12 protein-coding genes are annotated in these 17,244 nt (G+C 50.3%); 9 read left to right on the top strand and 3 right to left on the bottom strand.

Features of this window, described 5'->3' with window-relative positions; translation table 11 throughout:
• Nucleotides 1-158 precede the first annotated feature (158 nt).
• The gene (locus tag N7E60_RS14510) at nucleotides 159-866 is read left to right on the top strand and encodes a helix-turn-helix transcriptional regulator (RefSeq protein WP_269599014.1); all 708 of its coding nucleotides are present in this window, start codon (nucleotides 159-161) and stop codon (nucleotides 864-866) included.
• Nucleotides 867-937: 71 nt separating this feature from the next.
• Here N7E60_RS14510 and pdxH read toward each other — a convergent pair whose 3' ends face one another.
• A complete protein-coding gene (gene pdxH, locus N7E60_RS14505) occupies nucleotides 938-1,576 on the bottom strand; it encodes a pyridoxamine 5'-phosphate oxidase (protein WP_269598872.1) in 639 nt (212 codons plus the stop codon).
• 115 nt (nucleotides 1,577-1,691) lie between these two features.
• Between pdxH and N7E60_RS14500 the strand changes: the two genes are divergently transcribed.
• The 8 genes from N7E60_RS14500 (at nucleotide 1,692) to N7E60_RS14465 (ending at nucleotide 13,030) form a co-directional block, all read left to right on the top strand.
• On the top strand, nucleotides 1,692-3,497 hold the full coding sequence (locus N7E60_RS14500; protein WP_269598871.1) for a sensor histidine kinase: 1,806 nt from the start codon (nucleotides 1,692-1,694) through the stop codon (nucleotides 3,495-3,497).
• Complete coding sequence (locus N7E60_RS14495) at nucleotides 3,497-4,828, top strand: sigma-54-dependent transcriptional regulator (RefSeq protein WP_269598870.1); 1,332 nt, start codon at nucleotides 3,497-3,499, stop codon at nucleotides 4,826-4,828. Before N7E60_RS14500 ends, N7E60_RS14495 begins: the two co-directional genes overlap by 1 nt.
• 121 nt (nucleotides 4,829-4,949) lie before the next feature.
• Nucleotides 4,950-6,350, top strand: coding sequence for an HlyD family type I secretion periplasmic adaptor subunit (locus tag N7E60_RS14490; RefSeq protein WP_269598869.1), 1,401 nt, complete (start codon nucleotides 4,950-4,952; stop codon nucleotides 6,348-6,350).
• Between the two features lie 16 nt (nucleotides 6,351-6,366).
• Nucleotides 6,367-7,689, top strand: a complete 1,323-nt coding sequence (locus N7E60_RS14485; RefSeq protein WP_408642357.1) for a TolC family outer membrane protein — start codon at nucleotides 6,367-6,369, stop codon at nucleotides 7,687-7,689.
• Complete coding sequence (locus tag N7E60_RS14480; protein ID WP_077454846.1) at nucleotides 7,686-8,294, top strand: OmpA family protein; 609 nt, start codon at nucleotides 7,686-7,688, stop codon at nucleotides 8,292-8,294. Before N7E60_RS14485 ends, N7E60_RS14480 begins: the two co-directional genes overlap by 4 nt.
• 19 nt (nucleotides 8,295-8,313) lie before the next feature.
• Nucleotides 8,314-8,979, top strand: coding sequence for a transglutaminase-like cysteine peptidase (locus N7E60_RS14475; protein ID WP_069586770.1), 666 nt, complete (start codon nucleotides 8,314-8,316; stop codon nucleotides 8,977-8,979).
• 6 nt (nucleotides 8,980-8,985) lie between these two features.
• The gene (locus tag N7E60_RS14470; RefSeq protein WP_269598868.1) at nucleotides 8,986-10,920 is read left to right on the top strand and encodes a bifunctional diguanylate cyclase/phosphodiesterase; all 1,935 of its coding nucleotides are present in this window, start codon (nucleotides 8,986-8,988) and stop codon (nucleotides 10,918-10,920) included.
• On the top strand, nucleotides 10,913-13,030 hold the full coding sequence (locus tag N7E60_RS14465) for a type I secretion system permease/ATPase (protein WP_269598867.1): 2,118 nt from the start codon (nucleotides 10,913-10,915) through the stop codon (nucleotides 13,028-13,030). Before N7E60_RS14470 ends, N7E60_RS14465 begins: the two co-directional genes overlap by 8 nt.
• 24 nt (nucleotides 13,031-13,054) lie before the next feature.
• On the opposite strand, the gene N7E60_RS14460 is transcribed toward N7E60_RS14465, so the two are convergent.
• Together N7E60_RS14460 and N7E60_RS14455 are read right to left on the bottom strand one after the other, a co-directional pair.
• Nucleotides 13,055-14,716: a DUF342 domain-containing protein gene (locus tag N7E60_RS14460; RefSeq protein ID WP_096631941.1), complete on the bottom strand. Its 1,662-nt coding sequence runs from the start codon at nucleotides 14,714-14,716 to the stop codon at nucleotides 13,055-13,057.
• A gap of 423 nt (nucleotides 14,717-15,139) precedes the next feature.
• Nucleotides 15,140-17,164, bottom strand: coding sequence for a GNAT family N-acetyltransferase (locus tag N7E60_RS14455; RefSeq protein ID WP_269598866.1), 2,025 nt, complete (start codon nucleotides 17,162-17,164; stop codon nucleotides 15,140-15,142).
• Between the last annotated feature and the right edge of the window lie 80 nt (nucleotides 17,165-17,244).

The raw sequence follows: 17,244 nt of genomic DNA, 5'->3' as shown, positions 1-17,244 counted from the left end.
TCTACACGTCGTACAGGATACAGCCCGAAAGGGCGACTCTTGTCTTTGCCGGCTTTATGCCGGCATTTTTTTGTGCTCAAATAAGCCTGCCTGTTTTTTTATGTTCAAACGGACAATGGCGTCCAATAATAATAACATTCGATCGTGTAGGCCTTATGATGCAACCAGTTTCCATGCTGCCTCCCTCTCTCTCAATGCTTGAACAACTGCCTGGGTGCTGGGGATGCAAAGATAAAAACTCCGTATTTGTTTACGCAAATAGTGAATACTGCCGACTCGTGGGACTCAAGCACCCTCAAGAGTGTATTGGTAAAACGGATCACGACATGCCCTGCCCAACCATCGCCTGTGCCGATCAATTCCAGGCGCAAGACAAACAAGTGATGGAAACAGGCAAACGTCTACGGGTATTAGATATTCATCCTTACGCAAACGGCCGATGGTACGCCCATCTTTTTACCAAAACGCCTTGGTACGATGAGGCGGGGAATATCTGTGGCGTCGTTTTTTGTGGCCAAGAGTTGAGTGACACGGCGATCTTGGAAGTCGGACACTGGATATGCCGCGCAGTGACACATCCAGAGGATCATCCGCTCGACGCACCATCACATCGTCCCGACATCCATTTAACCGCGCGAGAGTCTGAAGTGCTATTTCTGCATCTGTATGGCAAAAAGCCGCAATTAATTGCGCAAACTTTAGGGGTATCGGTAAAGACGATTGAAAACCACTTTGCACACCTGCGGGAAAAGTTTGGTGTAGAGTCCAAGGCAGCTTTAATTGAACGTGCATTAGCGTTGGGGTTCGGCTCTGCGATCCCAGAGCGGTTGCTCACTAAGCAATTGTCTGTGGTATTGCGAGATTAACGTACTGACAATAGAGAAAGTGCTACACAAAGCAGCACTTTTCATTGCTTACATTGGCTAAGAGATAGGGCTTAGGGCGCAAGGCGTTCAACACCCCATTGATCGTCATCGTTGCGCTGGTATAAAAAGCGGTCGTGCAGCCGATGCTCTCCGCCTTGCCAGAATTCAATGCTTTTTGGTTTCACACGATAGCCACCCCAGAATGTGGGCACTGGCACTTCACCTTTTGCGAATTGCTGTTTGAGCTCCATAAATTTACCTTCAAGGGCAGAGCGCGCCGTCAGACGCTCGCTTTGCTTACTCGCCCATGCAGCGATCTGGCTTTCCTTGGGACGGGAGGTAAAGTATTTAAACACCTCTTTTTTAGTCAATGGCTCAGCGTCGCCGGTTATATGTACTTGGCGCTCAATAAAGTGCCAAGGGAAATGTAGGCTAATTTGGCTATTGTTCTTTAAATGCAAGGCTTTACGACTGCCTAGATTGGTGTAAAACACGAACCCATCGTCACTGTAGTCTTTCAACAGCACAATACGTTGGAAAGGCTGACCGTTTTCATCCACAGTCGCGATCGTCATCGCGGTAGGGTCAGGAACTTTTGTTTCTATGGCCTGTTTGAGCCAATGTTCAAATAATTGTAGTGGGCTATCAGGCAAATCATTGCGGCGTAGACCGCCTCGCGTATATTCTCTTCGAATGTCAGACAGATCCATTGCATTCTCCAATTCATTCATTTTTCGTTATTTTGCGCAGGTTGCGCCAGATAGACAAGGATATTCTCGGGTACGGTATTAAACCGACTCCGATCAATGGCCAAGGAGCAAGACGGTGAAAAAGTCGCAATTTGTGTTGTCGGCGACCCTACTCGGCACGGTCTTATCCGTGATCGTTGGCATTGTCACCTTCAACGAAACCCAGTTTCAGTTAATTGCGCAAATGCGCGAGGATGTTCGACAACTCGAAGATAAGCTGTCTGCCGAGCTGGCTCGATACAGTGAGCTACCCGCCGTCCTCGCCACCGATCCACGCTTAGTCGCCTTATTAGCTGATTCGGCGCCCAAACAGCAAGTTGTAGAGATCAATCGTTTATTAGTTCGGTGGGCCTCGCGTCTTGAAGCCGACACCGTCTACCTGTTGAACAGACAAGGGACCACGATGGCGGCCAGTAATTGGCAGAGCCAAGCCTCTTTTGTGGGTCAAAACTATGCGTACAGACCCTATTACCAACAAGCGATAAAAGGGGGAAAAGGCGCTTATTATGCCTTGGGCAGTCGTTCAGGAAAGCGCGGTTACTATTTTTCCTATCCCGTCCGTGACTCAAATCAACAGGGTTTACTGGGAGTGCTCGTCATCAAGGTTGACCTGTCGATTATCGAACAAGTATGGAAATATCAAACCTTTGACTACCTATTGACCGACCCGCAAGGGGTTATTTTTTACAGCTCTAACCCAGACTGGGTGTACCAAACACTCACTACCTTGCCCACGCCTCAAAAGCAAAGCATTCAACGCTCGAGGCGTTATGGCGACACCCCGCTTATCCCGCTGAGCCAGTTTCAGCATCCTCGTCAGTTAGGAGATAACGCGGTGATTTCCCTCGGGCTAGACGCCTCTGCACGTCAGCCAATGCTGATGACCACACACACCATCAGCCAAGCAGATTGGCAGCTCTATGGGCTCACGCCGATCAGCACCCTTTACCCTTATGTTTTTCAGGCGGTCATACTATTCATCACGTTTTATTTCTTGGTCACTGTGATTGTCTTAGCATGGTGGCAGCGTCTTGCTGCTCAGCGCCAGCTTGCACGATTAAACCAGAATCTTGAACGCAAAGTCGCACGCCGTACACAATCTTTGCAAGCGTCCAACCTGCAATTGCGTGATACCCTTCATCAATACGAGCGCACGCAACAAGTGCTCAAACAAACACAATCAGAATTGGTACAAGCCGCCAAAATGGCGACCCTTGGAGAGATGTCTGCAGGGATCAACCATGAAATCAATCAACCACTTGCGGCCATGCGCACCTACACAGAAAACAGCCAGCGCTTACTGGCCAAAGCACGCTATCAAGACGTGGAAGCTAATTTGGCGAAAACGCTCGGATTGATTCAAATGATCAGCGACATTGTGGCGCGTTTTAAGATCTTCGCAAAAAAATCACAAACCCGAACAGGTACCCTCGATGTCGTGCCATTGCTTCATGCCGCAGTCTCGTTGACCAAAAGCCGCTGGCTTCGTCAAGGCATCACGGTACAGCTTCCCTCACACTCAAGCCCTCTTTATGTTATCGCTGATGCCATTTTGCTTGAGCAAGTATTAGTCAACTTGCTCACCAACGCGATTGATGCTGTATCGAGTACTCCCGACCCTTGCATTCGGTTTGAGACTCAACACGATGCAAGCCGCCTTGAACTGCGTGTGATAGACAATGGTAAAGGCATGGATAGTGAAACACTGGCACAGGTTTTTACGCCCTTTTTTACCACTAAAGAAACGGGACTCGGACTTGGGCTGACGATTTCTAAGCGCATCCTCGAGAGCCTACATGGTCAACTTATCGCTAACACCAACCCAACAGGCGGAACCATCATGATCATTCGTCTGCCCGTTCCGACTAAGGAGAGTGAATAATGGAGCCGACAGTGATTGTGGTCGATGATGAGCCTGCGGTCCGCGATGCGATGACGCAGACACTGCGCCTTGATGACTGGCAGGTCAACGCGTTTGCGACCGCACAAGAGGCATTAGCGGCCCTGACCACCGACTTCTCAGGCGTTATCATCGCCGATATTAATATGCCCGTCATGGACGGCATGCAGCTATTGCAAGCGATATTAGCGCTCGATGGTGAGATGCAAGTGATCATGCTTACCGGCCACGGTGATATTTCTACCGCGGTCGAAGCCATGCGGCTGGGAGCGTACGATTTTATCGAAAAACCTTTTTCAACCGATCATCTGTTGGACGTGTTAAAACGCGCGTATGACAAGCGTGCTTTGGTGCTCGAAAACCGCGAACTTCGCAAGGAGCTTGCAGCACAAAGTGGTCCCGGGCCGCGCATTTTAGGCAACCATCCGCAAGTGAAATCCGCCCGTCGTCAGCTGGGCTACTATCAGCAAACAGACGATGACGTGTTACTAGTCGGGGAAAAAGGCACCGGGAAAGAGCTGGCCGCTCGCTTTATTCACGACCATGGCAAATGGCAGAACACGCCCTTGATTACCCTCAAATGCCGCTTACTGCCTACCCATTTGCTGGAGCAAACGTTATTTGGCGGCGAGTTGCCTCACTGGGCTAACAAAGCTGGAAAATTGCATGCTGCAGACGGTGGCTGTTTGTTAATTGACGGCATCGAGGCGCTACCGATCCCTCTTCAGCAACGGTTATATCGCTATATTCAGTTACGTGATAATCCTGAGCATCCCCAAACCAGTCAGGTTCGCCTTATTGTCACATCACGGTTTGACTTGGCCAAGCGGGTACAACGTGAGCAATTCGATCCCGCATTATGTCAACATTTCCTGACTGGCCACGTTTTGATGCCGCCATTGCGTGACCGCTGTGATGACATTATCCCGCTATTTCAGAACTTTACTCGAACCATTGCGTCACGCTATGGCATCGAAGCCCCAACATTGTCTTCACCACAACAACAACGGTTATGCGCACACAGCTGGCCGGGCAATGTGCGAGAGCTTCGCGCTTACGCCGAGCGATTGGTCCTACTTGGCGAAGATAGGCTAGACAACGCAGCGCCTTCCGCGACCACAGAGTCTAAATTGCCCACACTGACGGACCGTGTCAGTCAATTCGAGTTTGAGATCCTTAGCGATGCATTGCGACGACATGGTGGTCGACTAAAAGACGTACAACAAGAATTGGGCCTCGCGAGAAAGACCCTTTACGACAAAATGCGCAAACACCAGTTAGATAAAGAAAACTTCAAACGTAACCAACATTAGCGGTTCCTTCGTATCATCGTCGCGCAGTGATACATAACTTCGCATAAAAACCAACAAATAAAGTAAAAAATCAGCAGCATAGACTAGACTTTTAAGAGCGGTTTCTAACATGGGGAGAGACATGGCTTGGCGCGATAAGTCTCATGCAGTATTGCCCAGAGACGAGCATCTCGATTACATCGATGATAAAACAGCGGCTTTGCTCTTAAACGCGCCAAAAAGTGCGCGTATCTTGTTGTGGACAATCGCTTTGTTTCTGATCGCAGCCGCCATCTGGGCTTCCCAAGCGCAACTCGATAAAGTGACGGTCGGGCAAGGAAAAGTGATCCCCTCCTCGCAACTGCAAGTGGTGCAAAACCTTGAAGGCGGGCTGGTTAAAGAGCTGTTGGTCAAGGAAGGCGATACGGTCGTCCGTGGCCAACGTTTAATCCTTATCGACGACACCCTGTTCCGGTCGGATTTTCGAGAGCGTGAGCAGGAACTCAATGGCTTGCGCGCCGATGAAATTCGCATTCGCGCATTGCTCGAGTCAGTACAAATTAATGACACCGCTGCACTGGAAGAGTGGCGCGACAGCATCATTCTCAATCGTCAACCTCTCCAAGTCCCCAGCGACTTGGCCGCAGCGCGTCCGGGGCTCGTGAACCAAGCACAAGCCAGTTATCAAGAGCAGCTATCGAACATTCAAAACCAGCTGTACGTGACGGCACAAAAAATTCGCCAAAAGGAGCAAGAACTGATCGAGCTCGAGTCACGTATCGACAGCCTCAAGCAAAGCTTGGCGTTCGCACAAGAAGAGCTCAACATTACTCGCCCTCTCGCCGAAGAAGGGGTGGTGCCTCAAATTGACTTAATTAAACTGCAGCGCCAACTCAACGAGACCCAACGTGAGCTATCCTCCGCGCAGTTATCGTTGCCTTCCGTGGTGTCATCAATGCGAGAAGCGGTATTCCAGCGTTTAGATGTCTCGTTAACGTTCAGAACAGAACAACAAGAAACCCTTAACCAAGTCGAACAGCAAATTGCTTCGATGACAGAGGGAAAAGTGAGCCTACAAGACAGGGTCGCGCGCACCGTGGTGACCTCCCCGGTTGATGGCACCGTGAAGAAGTTACATGTCAACACCGTCGGTGGCGTAATTCAGCCGGGGATGGACATTATTGAAATTGTTCCTTCGGAAGACAACCTGCTCATTGAGGCCAAAATCGCGCCACAAGACATTGCCTTTTTGCGCCCCGGGTTGGAAGCGGTGGTGAAGTTTAGCGCCTACGATTTTACCGTGTATGGTGGCCTGAACGGTCAGTTAGAAACCATCAGTGCAGACACCATTCAAGACGAGGAAGGCAACAGTTTTTATTTGGTTAAGGTACGCACCGAGAAAAACAATATCGGTGACGCAGAAACACTGCCGATTATTCCCGGGATGACCGCGTCTGTTGACATCATTACCGGGAAGCGAAGCGTCCTTGATTATCTGATTAATCCTATTGTTAGGGCACAAAACACGGCATTACGGGAATAGGGATGACTGAAATATGATGCCAGTTTGGACACGTATGAGTGCGGCTGTAATAGCGGTACTCAGTTTGCTCCCCGCCGCCCACAGCCAGTCGTTAGAACAGGCAGTGGTGCTCACTCTCGCCACCGATCCTGAATTGCGTGGCGGGTTTCACGAGCTGATGAGCTTGCATGAGCAAATGAAAAACAGTGAAGGCGACTACCTTCCCGACATCGATTTAGATGCAGGCATTGGCTATGAACGTATCGAAAACGACTCCACCCGTGCACAAGGTGATATCGACTTTGATCGCAAAGACGCAACACTAAGCCTGCGCCAGTTATTATGGGATGGGCAAACCTCACACAATGTGAGGCGCACACGTTATGAAGCCAACAGTCAGCGCTTTCAACTGCTCTCCGATGCGGAAGACAAGGCCCTGCAAGTCGCCGAGGTCTATCTGGATGTGCTTAAGGCAGAGCAAGTGTTAGATCTCTCTGAGGCCAATATGGCTGTGCATGAACAAATCCTCTCTGATATTCGTCGCCGCGCGGAGTCTGGAATTGGGTCAACGGCTGACTTATCTCAAGTCGAGGCACGTGTCGCGCGTGCCAACGCAAATTTACTCTCGGCACAAACCAACCTCGAAGACGCCTTTACTGCGTTTTTCCGTGTCGTGGGTGAGCCTGCTAACGAGCCAATTGAACCCGTTGTCGATGACCTTGCCTTACCGCCCTCCATTGATACAGCGTTAGAGCAAGCCGTCAGCCGCAGCCCATTGTTAAAACTGGCACGCTACGACATTGAGGCGGCGCGCGCTCAATACGAGCAGTTTAAAGGCAATCATCTACCTAATGTTAGTTTGGAAGTCAGTCAAACTTGGGCTGATCAAGTGAGTGGCGTGAACGATACCAGTGATGAATTTAGCGCGATGGTGCGCTTTCGGTATAACCTTTTTAATGGAGGGAGCGATCAGGCCACCATTCGCAGAGGCGCATACGAGCTGAATCGCGCACGAGACATCTTTGACAATGCCTATCGGCAATTGGAAGAAAGTACGCGTTTAGCATGGAGTGCCTACCAGCTGACCACCCAACAAAAAGTGTTTCTCCAACAACAAGTGGATGCAGCGTCAGACACAGTGCTGGCCTATGAAAAACAGTTTCGTATCGGCCGACGCACTTTATTGGACTTGCTCAACACAGAAAACGAGTTGTTCGAAGCACGTCGCGCTTACCTTGACGCGAACTTTGATCATCTCTTAGCGCAATACCGGCTATTGAATAACACCGGCAATCTATTAAATGCGTTGCGGGTGACGATACCTGCCGAATGGCAAGTTAACGCGGAGGACCACAAATGATGCGAGTCCTATTTTACGCTGTGTGTATCAGCCTCCTCAGTGGCTGCGGTTATGCCATTATGGCACCGCCGGTGGCCCTGCAAGAACACGACGTTGCCGATGCGGATAAGGATGGCGTGATCAATGCGCGTGATCGCTGTGAACAAACGCCAATCGGTGCCATAGTCGATAATCAAGGGTGTCCCAGTTATGTGGAGCCAGACTCCACCGTTCAAGCGTCAGAGACGCCAGCCACATCGTTGCGGGTGCTATTTGCCAATGATACCGCAAAAGTCAGCCCCGACTATGTCACTGATATAACAGCTATGGCAGACTTCCTTACCCAGTACCCCGGCGTGTCAGTACGTTTAACCGGTCATGCCAGTGCCATTGGCTCGCCCGAGTATAATTTACGCTTATCGCGAGAGCGGGCACGTGCGGTTAGGGCCGAGCTCGTCAGCGCCGGCATTGTTCCAAGCCGCATTGAGATTGATGCGCTGGGGGAAGCGAATGCCACGCACACCGATCCGAACGCGCCACAAGACCGGCGCGTGAGTGCAGAGCTGTTGAACTTTAAAGGAGATGTAGAGAAAGCGTGGACAATCTTCACTCGCCGGCCCCAGTAGTACAGCGAGCCGTATGTCTATGAAGCGATGGGGCGTCGCCATATTGGCCATTTTGCTGTCGATGAGTGTCGGCGGCTTGACCACCACTGAATCGCGTTGGATCCAGCAGGTTTCCGCGTTTTACGGTGAGCGTGCGGGCAAACGCGTATTGGCCTGGCGCAATATGGTCGCGAATACACAGAGTCTGTCGGAGCAAGAAAAGCTGCGCCAGGTAAATGATTTTTTTAACCAATTGTATTTTGTTGATGATATCGAGCTATGGGGAAAAAAAGACTATTGGGCGACGCCCCTTGAGTTTCTCGGCACCAGCGCAGGCGATTGTGAGGATTTTAGTATCGCCAAGTATTTCTCACTGCGAGAACTCGGTGTCGATGATAAGAAGCTACGGTTGGTGTATGTCAAAGCGATTCGGTTGGATCAGTTCCATATGGTTGTCGCTTACTATCCCACACCGTCATCGGAACCTGTGCTGCTCGATAACCTCGACCCAGAAATAAAGCGCGCTTCATTGCGGCGAGATTTGCTACCTATCTACAGCTTTAATGGTAGCCGATTGTGGCTGATGAAAGAGCGAGGCCAAGGGGAGCTGGCCGGTAACTCCTCACGACTCGGACTATGGAATGACTTACGTAACCGCGTCGACACGTTAAAAATGCAAAAACCCGTTAAACTTTTTGATAGGTAACGACCTATGACGTTATTCAACCAAATATTCACCTGGATGCTGGTCATTTTCTTCTTCTTGGTGTTGTCGGTGTTCGGTATCGAGCTCAACACCACGCGCAACTTTTTGCTCAACCAGCAAACCGCAGATGTGAACAATACCGTGAACTCGATGGGCTTGGCCCTCGCCCCTTACTTGGAATCAGACGATAAGGTGGCGGCCGAGTCTGTGATCAATGCGTTTTTTGACGGTGGCTTTTACCGTGAAGTCAACCTCACCCTGCTGTCCGATAACAGTGAAATCGTGCGCGAATATCCAGTTAAAATCCAAGGTGTTCCGCAATGGTTTATCAACCTCGATATTTTCCCAGTGATCACGGAAAAGCAAACCATTACCAGTGGCTGGATGCAATTGGCAGAAGTAGAGGTCGTGGCCCATCCCGGCTATGCCTACAAACAATTGTGGAAGTCGTTTGTACAATTGGGGTCGAGTATGGCGGTCATTTTTCTGATCGCATCGGTCGTGATCGGCTGGCAATTGCGCCGCTCTCTCAAGCCCTTAGCCCGTATCACCGCAAAAGCAGGCGAGATTGCTAAAAACCGATTTGGCGACCCTATTCCGCTTCCCCCGACCATTGAATTAAAAACCGTGGTCAGGGCCATCAATGTCATGACCGAACAGCTGAAAAGCTATTTTGAGCAACAAGCCAAAGAAGCCGACCGATTACGCAAAACCGCTTATCGCGATCCCGTTTCTGGGCTCGGCAACCGCAGCTTTTACGTCGGCCAACTTAAATCTTGGCTCACCGAATCGGGCGTTGGCGGGATGGCACTGATTAAGGTTGATCTGATCAGTGAAGCGTACAAAAAACAAGGGTTCGAAGCGGGTGATAACTTGGTGGAACGTTTTGCCAATAATCTCACCCACACCATTATTACCGATGACAGCATGACAGCGGCCCGTTTGAGCAAGGACGAGTTTGTGATCTTAGCTCCCAATACCGACGCTGATGATCTGCGACTACTCGGTGAAAGTGTGCTGGCAATGGTAGTCGATATGCAAGCCGATCCCATGGGGCTTACGCCGCCGAAAGTGGCTGTCGGTTTAGCCGTGAATGGTGGAGGGAATCGTGATGCCAGTATCTTGCTCTCGCAAGCCGATAATGCGCTTTCTCAAGCGCGGAATACTCCCGATCATCCAGTGGTGCTGATTGACCAGTCGATGGGCGATGCGGCGATGGGTAAACAGCAATGGAAAGCACTCCTTCATGAAGCGGTGGCGAAAGAGCTCTTTGTATTTAAGTTTCAGTCTGTCAGTGACAGCACCTCAAAACTGCTCCACCAAGAGGTCTTCTCGGCGATTGAAAAAGACGGTGAGTATTATGGCGCCGGCCACTTCTTAGGGGCAGTAGAGCAACTTCAGTTGGGTGAGACCTTAGATAAATATGTGATCACCCACATTATGAAAACCCTCGCTCAAGATAAGAGTGCCGGCCCACTCGCGGTGAACTTAACCCTAAGCAGTATCACGAATGCATCCTTTATCCGTTGGTTAGGCAGCGCCATGTACCAAAACAGAGGACTTGCCGGTCGTCTGTTGTTTGAAATCCCGGAAGTGGCGTTTGTCCGCCATGCCGACCACACCAGTCTGCTCGCGGATCAAATTCGCCAAGCAGGTTTCCAATTTGGGGTGGATAACTACGGGCGCAACTTCCAGTCACTTGATTACTTGCAACGCTTCAAACCTGATTACGTGAAAATCGATTTTGCCTATACCAATAATATCGATGACGATGCTCAGGGACATGTGTTGGCGTCGGTGTGTCGTACGGCCCACAACCTCAATATCACCACCATCGCAACACGGGTCGAAACCGAAGCTCAGCTTGCTCGCCTCTCGGAGTTATTCGTGAACGGCTTCCAAGGCTATATCTTTGAGAAATCTAAGGACAGCAATGGTTAAAGATCCGCTGCTACAATCTCTCATCTATGTGTCGCGTTATTTCGGTAACGCGAACTCTCCGGACGCACTGGTGTCAGGCCTACCCATTTCCGATGGTTATCTATCGCCCTTTCTCCTTCCGCGCGCCGCCGAGCGCGCTGGTATTGTTGCCAAAGAAGAAACCATGGCCATCAAAGAGGTCTCGCCGTTACTTTGCCCTGCCATTTTGTTGATGAAAGATAACGATGCGTGCGTCTTGCTAGGATTAGATTTAGCAGCTGGCCAAGCAGAAATTGTCCTGCCTCACGCGGATATGACGCCCCAGTGGGTCATGCTGGATGACCTTAATGACGCCTATGTCGGACGGCTTTTCTTACTTAAAAAGCAATTTCGATATGATGAGCGCTCTCCCAAAGCGCAAGTCAAAGATGAAGGCCATTGGTTTTGGGGCACACTTTGGCAATCTCGCCACATCTATCGCGATGTCTTGATTGCCTCATTATTTATCAATGTGTTTGCCATTAGTGTGCCGCTATTCTCGCGGTTGGTTTACGACAAGATAGTCCCAAACCTTGCGTTTGATTCCCTCTGGGTGCTGGCCAGTGGCATTTTCGTCATTTTCGTTTTTGACCTCTTGCTCAAACTCCTGCGCAGTTACTTTATCGATATTTCAGGTAAGAAAACTGACTTGCTGATCTCTTCACGTATCTACGCCAAAGTGATTGGAATCAAGATGGAAGCACGGCCGCCGTCCGTAGGCGCGTTTGCAAGGCATATGCAAGAATTTGAGTCTATCCGCGAATTCTTTACCTCTGCCTCCATTTCAACGCTCATTGACCTCCCCTTTGCGTTGATTTTTCTCTTCGTCATTTGGCTGGTCGCAGGTCCTCTGGTGATTGTGCCCCTGATTGCCGTCTCCTTGCTTATTATCCATGCCATGCTAATTCAAAAACCGCTACGGCGCACAATTGAAGAAGGCACGCGTTTATCGTCCCAAAAGAATGCCAACCTGATTGAAAGCCTCGTCGGTCTGGAAGCGATTAAGATTTTTGGTGCCGAAAGCCAGTTTCAATACCGCTGGGAAGAAGCCGTGGCGCATATGGCGAATTGGAGCATCAAAACTCGACGCTTGACCGATTCCGTCCACAACTCCGCGAGCTTTGTCCAACAGTTTGTCGTGGTCAGTATGATAGTGTTTGGTGTCTATCAAATCGCGGAAGGCGCCTTGACCATGGGCGGACTGATAGCGGCCAGCATGCTCAGCTCTCGCGCAGTTGGGCCCTTGGTTCAGCTTTCTTTACTCTCAACGCGCTATCACCAAGCCAAATCCGCGTTAGATATTATCGAACAGCTCATGGACTTGCCCACGGAGCAAGTGGAGGGCAAACGCTACATTCATCGTCCGATGATGCGCGGTAAAGTCGAGCTAGATAACGTTGACTTCCATTACCCCAATGCCACCTCTCAAGCACTGCGTCGTGTCTCGTTTACCATTTATCCCGGAGAGAAAGTCGCAATCATCGGCCGAGTAGGCTCAGGGAAAACGACCATTGCACGCTTGTTGGTAGGGCTTTATCAACCCACATCAGGATCCGTGGCTTTTGACGATACCGACATTTCCCAGCTCCATTACATTGATGTGCGTCGTAATGTCGGTTTTGTTCCTCAAGAACCAACCCTCTTTTTTGGTTCGATTCGTGACAATATTACCCTTGGTCAGCCGTTGGCGGATGATATCGATATTATGGATGCAGCGACCCGTGCCGGTGTCCTCGCGTTCACCCAATACGATTCAGCCGGTTTAGAGCGTCAAGTGGGTGAAGGTGGCGTTTTGTTGTCAGGGGGTCAGCGACAAGCTGTCGCGCTCGCTCGCGCTTTATTAGGACGTCCGCCCGTGATCATTTTAGATGAACCCACCAGTCAGATGGATAACCGTACTGAACAGTTCATTAAGACTCAGCTCAAAGACCTTCGCCGAGAGGAGACGCTAATTCTGAATACCCATAAAACCGGTATGCTCGATGTGGTCGATCGTGTCATTGTGATGGAACAAGGCAGTGTGGTTGCGGATGGGCCGAAAAAAGCGGTGTTACAAGCATTAAAAGAAGGGAAAATAAGGAAAGTCAGTTAATCAGTTTACAGTGTAAACTCGCGATTAAGCTTTCGCTTGATAGGGTTTAAGCTGAATTTTTGCATTCTCATACATCAAAATGGACGGACCGTGCTCAGAGTCGACCGAATGCTTTTCTTCCCCGATGGTGCAATGCACTCGGCTCAAAAGAGACTTGGTCGCGACAATCGTCGATTCCCGGTAGCCCGCGGCAATTTGTGCATCCGTTACTTCAATCTCGTGTTCAATGTTGTCTATCTCTTCAAAAAGATGATCGCGCGTGGTGGTAATACGCTCTACCATCGCTGCATCACGCTTTTGAGCCGGTAAGGCTTCAAGCTTCGCTTCTGCGGCTTTGATGCGGTTGAGTTGCGCTTTTTTCTCTTCCCATTGTTTATTGAGATCGACCACTTCACGTTTCAACAACGCCAAGCGTGAGAAGCAATGAATATATGTGTGTGCCCCTGCACTCGCACCGATGATCACCGCCTCCACTTTTTCACCTACTTCGTGTTTACCCCCCGCCAGTGTCCCTTTCCGTTTCGTGGCATCGGCAATCATCAGTGATTTACCCACATGGGTTTGACAGTGCATCGCATGCAACGTGAGCTCGAGGTTGTTGTTAGCACACAAGGTGGCATACTGCGCAAACTTAGCAACGATGTTGCCTTCCGCCACCAAGGTACAATTGATCTCGGAGTCAGAGGCTACTTGGCGGCCGATAATACCATTTTGTATGATAATGTCTCCGCCTGCCGTGATGGTGCATGACTCAACGACACCGCCGACAGTAACTGTGCCGGTCGCGGTCACTTTCATCCCGACTTCGACGTCGCCTTTAATCACCACACTCCCTTCAAAATTAACGTGCCCTGTCCCCACATCGACCGCGTCCAAACTCAAGGCATCATCTACCGCGACACCGTCATCCAATAAACGCGGAATACCCGCCATGGTTGCCACCAAGATATTAGGGTCTTTATTACTGAATTCACTGCCATCATGTGCATTCAGCGCCATGGGTTTACCTGGTGTGGTCGGTAATACCGACCCAGTCACAGTGAAGCCTTCGTAACCGGCAGTTTCAGGCACCAGCTTAGCGAGTGGCTGGCCATTTTTCACCATCACCATCTCACCGAGATCACGCATATCGACTCGCCCGTCATCACGCTCTCTCGGTCGGCGAACGCGGTCGGCGGGATCTTCGATCAAATAAACGATATGGGCGTCTTCACCCGGCACTGGCTGGCGACCAAACGCAACCGGGACATCCAAATATTCGCCCGGTTTTAAGCGCCCAGAAGCAGAGAGGAGTTTTTGTAAGGTTGGCTTTTTGATGCCACGCACAATGTTGGCTTCACGCAAGGTCGAGAGAATATCATTGGCTTTAAGGCCACTGCCACCACAGGCACCATTCACGACTAAGTAGGCTGTCATCTTGTCGTCAGCAATACGTGCTTCGACTGTTGCATCACGGCTTTCGGCAATGATGATTTCTTCGGACTCATCATGTTCGGCACTGTCATTCAGCTTGGCGAGCGCAGATTGAATCGTATCATCAAAGCAAAAGAAACTACCGACCTTGTTGGCAACCAACCAGTCTTTAATCTGATGTTTATCAACCGGCTCATCGCCTTGATGATGTCCGCCGATTGATAGATATACTCGTTGTCCATCCTGCGATATACGTAGGATTTCGTCTAGCATCTTGGTCCCTGCCTATTCGGTCCTTTTGAAAACCATATCGTCAACGCGAAACAGTCCTCGTCATGAGTTTAAACCTTTATCGAGGCGAAATCTTTTGGGTAGTTTCTTATAAATTAGCTGACATTAAACGCAACCGCGCGCAATTGTCTCATTAATAATAAATTATAGGGGTTTTGGCACACATGGAAGTGAGGTCACGTCTAAAAGCGTGAGGTAGTAAGCGTTTATCATAAAAAAGTGTGAGGATGCGGTGAGAAGCGTACATCTTATTGCATAGCACGCATTCCGGTTAGAATGCGTGCTATCTAACACGATTATATCTTCGTCACCGTTAAAGCTGAGCGTAGGCATTGCGTTTTGGCAATAATTTACAGTGTAAATAGGGGCAGCGATAGGACGTCAAATTTACACTGTAAATAGAGGCTAATTATCCAATCGAAAAGCCACGTAATCACGCAGGGCTTTCTCTGCCGCCTTCTTACCTGACAGATTAAACCGAGCACAGACAGTTTGCCAACAAAGGCCTTGTAGGACTTTACTGGTTAATAGCGCCTCGCGCCAATCCCACTCGACAGGCGACGTTGACTGAAATGTCCACCGAGTCCAGGCTTGCAAACTCCCAATCGCCGCTTCAGTGCCAACACCGCCGGCCGCATACCCCTGCACTTGACGAGTCTCCGCGTTGGTTAGCGGACAAGCGGGCATGAATGCGACCAGTGTCGCCGCAATATCCGGCTCCAAATTCTGGTGTGCGCTCATCAATAAAAGGGGCAAGCTTTGCTGAAAAAGCGTCACGGCTTCTTTCATCCATGTCATCGTCTCTACCGGCCTAATTAACTGCAATGAGTAACATCCGCTAGCCTGGTCGCGCTTCATGCCAAGTTTAACCGGATCAAAACCCTGCTTCTGCCAAAAGTGAATAAGGTCTTTTGTCGCCCCAAAACTGGTGCCTATACAGGCTATATTTTCTTTCGCGGCTTGCTGTTGAAGATGCGTCAGTAGTCCACTTGCTACACCGTGCCGACGCCATTCAGGAGCGACCGCAATGCGCTGAATACGCCATAGCTTGTTCTCTAACACCGTTGCGTATCCAAGGTGAGTCGCCAATGATTGTGCCAGTAAGTGCCCGCGAATACGGCGAGTGCCTGCAATCACTGCCTCACTTAACGGAGTTGAAAAGCCTCCCTCTTCCGCCACCACCACAACGCCAATCGTGAGTTCACCTTGCCTGGCAACGACGATATGCAAACTATCATCATCAAGCAACAAGGCTAAATCATTGGGCGATGTTTGATAATGGGCCGTCATCAATAAAGAAAATAGCGTGACCAACTCTTGTTCATGATGGAATAGATGTTCAGCGCTGAGCGTTTTAAACTGCAAAACGCTATCCGCAGACGGCTCCACCTTTGGTGGTATCACATCGTGAGCTACATTGAGTAGGAAAAGCTGATTCAGACAGGTCTCTACCGGATCGCCTTCGGCCCAACGCATGGGTTCGGTTAGGGTGAGAGAGCGCCACTGTGGCTGTTCTTCTTCGAGGAGCGCGCGTAATCTAAGCGTAAAGGCGCGACCCGTTCCTTCATAACCATGCTCGGTACTAGCAATGGCGACACGGCTATACTGACGAAGGATCTGACTAAGCATCGGTAGTGGAATGGCTGCCGCCTCATCAACGAGAAGAAGATCGGCGTCGGGGCATTCTCGCAGCAACGCATCTGGCGCGACAAAGCGAATACGACTACCTTCAACACCAACATCAAGCCCATTCACATCCGTTGTGCCCAGCTGCTGTTTGGCATGGGCAAACAAGGTAGTGACATTGGCGGGAGTTGGCGACGTCACCACAATTTGTCGCGGCGCTTGTAAGGCTAACTGCGCTGCCGCTATTCCCATCGCCGCGGATTTGCCACGCCCACGATCCGCGGTCAGCAATAAGGGTCGACGGCGATGCCCAGTCACTACCTTTATTAATCCGTTAATTGCATCCTGTTGTGAAACGAGATGAGATACGTCGGATAAAGGCGGAAGGGTGGGCGCTCGCCAACCTTGATGTGAAATCCAAGCCACACTGTCCGTATTTTGCAAAAGCCGAAGCATTCTTCTGACCGATAACGGTAAGGTCGCCACATCGGCCGCCACCTGCAAGATGAGCAGAGAGCCGGCTCGACAGCAACCACTGATCGCACAGAAGGCTTCGCTATTGAATGCTCCATCAACGTCCACTAACAGATGGCCACACTCTTGCCCCAACCATTGTTTGGTTTGCCGCCAGCTGATGACATCCGGTGCATCTTGGCTTGCTACGCGACGCACTGGCGCTTCTCCTAACGCTACGAGGATGTCAGTCACCGACCGCTCAGAGACCACCAGTTGACGATGAGAGCGGGCTTGGGCTGTTTCAATGAGTTGAGAGAGAAACAGGGACAACAGAGACGTGGCAGACATGAAGCGCCTAATCGAGTAGCAAACAATAGGCTGATCATAACTGAAAGCAAAAAAAACGGCACGCAATGCGTGCCGATATT

Source organism: Salinivibrio proteolyticus (genome assembly GCF_027286365.1).
In the GTDB taxonomy this organism is placed as follows: domain Bacteria; phylum Pseudomonadota; class Gammaproteobacteria; order Enterobacterales; family Vibrionaceae; genus Salinivibrio; species Salinivibrio proteolyticus.
This window is presented reverse-complemented; position numbering and strand designations above follow the sequence as displayed.

Excerpts from the sequence above, each read along its gene's own strand:
- N7E60_RS14455 (WP_269598866.1), bottom strand. The coding sequence starts at position 17,164 with ATGTCTGCCACGTCTCTGTTGTCCCTGTTTCTCTCTCAACTCATTGAA.
- N7E60_RS14460 (WP_096631941.1), bottom strand. The coding sequence starts at position 14,716 with ATGCTAGACGAAATCCTACGTATATCGCAGGATGGACAACGAGTATAT.
- N7E60_RS14495 (WP_269598870.1), top strand. The coding sequence starts at position 3,497 with ATGGAGCCGACAGTGATTGTGGTCGATGATGAGCCTGCGGTCCGCGAT.
- pdxH (WP_269598872.1), bottom strand. The coding sequence starts at position 1,576 with ATGGATCTGTCTGACATTCGAAGAGAATATACGCGAGGCGGTCTACGC.
- N7E60_RS14485 (WP_408642357.1), top strand. The coding sequence starts at position 6,367 with ATGCCAGTTTGGACACGTATGAGTGCGGCTGTAATAGCGGTACTCAGT.
- N7E60_RS14470 (WP_269598868.1), top strand. The coding sequence starts at position 8,986 with ATGACGTTATTCAACCAAATATTCACCTGGATGCTGGTCATTTTCTTC.
- N7E60_RS14475 (WP_069586770.1), top strand. The coding sequence starts at position 8,314 with ATGAAGCGATGGGGCGTCGCCATATTGGCCATTTTGCTGTCGATGAGT.
- N7E60_RS14480 (WP_077454846.1), top strand. The coding sequence starts at position 7,686 with ATGATGCGAGTCCTATTTTACGCTGTGTGTATCAGCCTCCTCAGTGGC.
- N7E60_RS14490 (WP_269598869.1), top strand. The coding sequence starts at position 4,950 with ATGGCTTGGCGCGATAAGTCTCATGCAGTATTGCCCAGAGACGAGCAT.
- N7E60_RS14465 (WP_269598867.1), top strand. The coding sequence starts at position 10,913 with ATGGTTAAAGATCCGCTGCTACAATCTCTCATCTATGTGTCGCGTTAT.
- N7E60_RS14510 (WP_269599014.1), top strand. The coding sequence starts at position 159 with ATGCAACCAGTTTCCATGCTGCCTCCCTCTCTCTCAATGCTTGAACAA.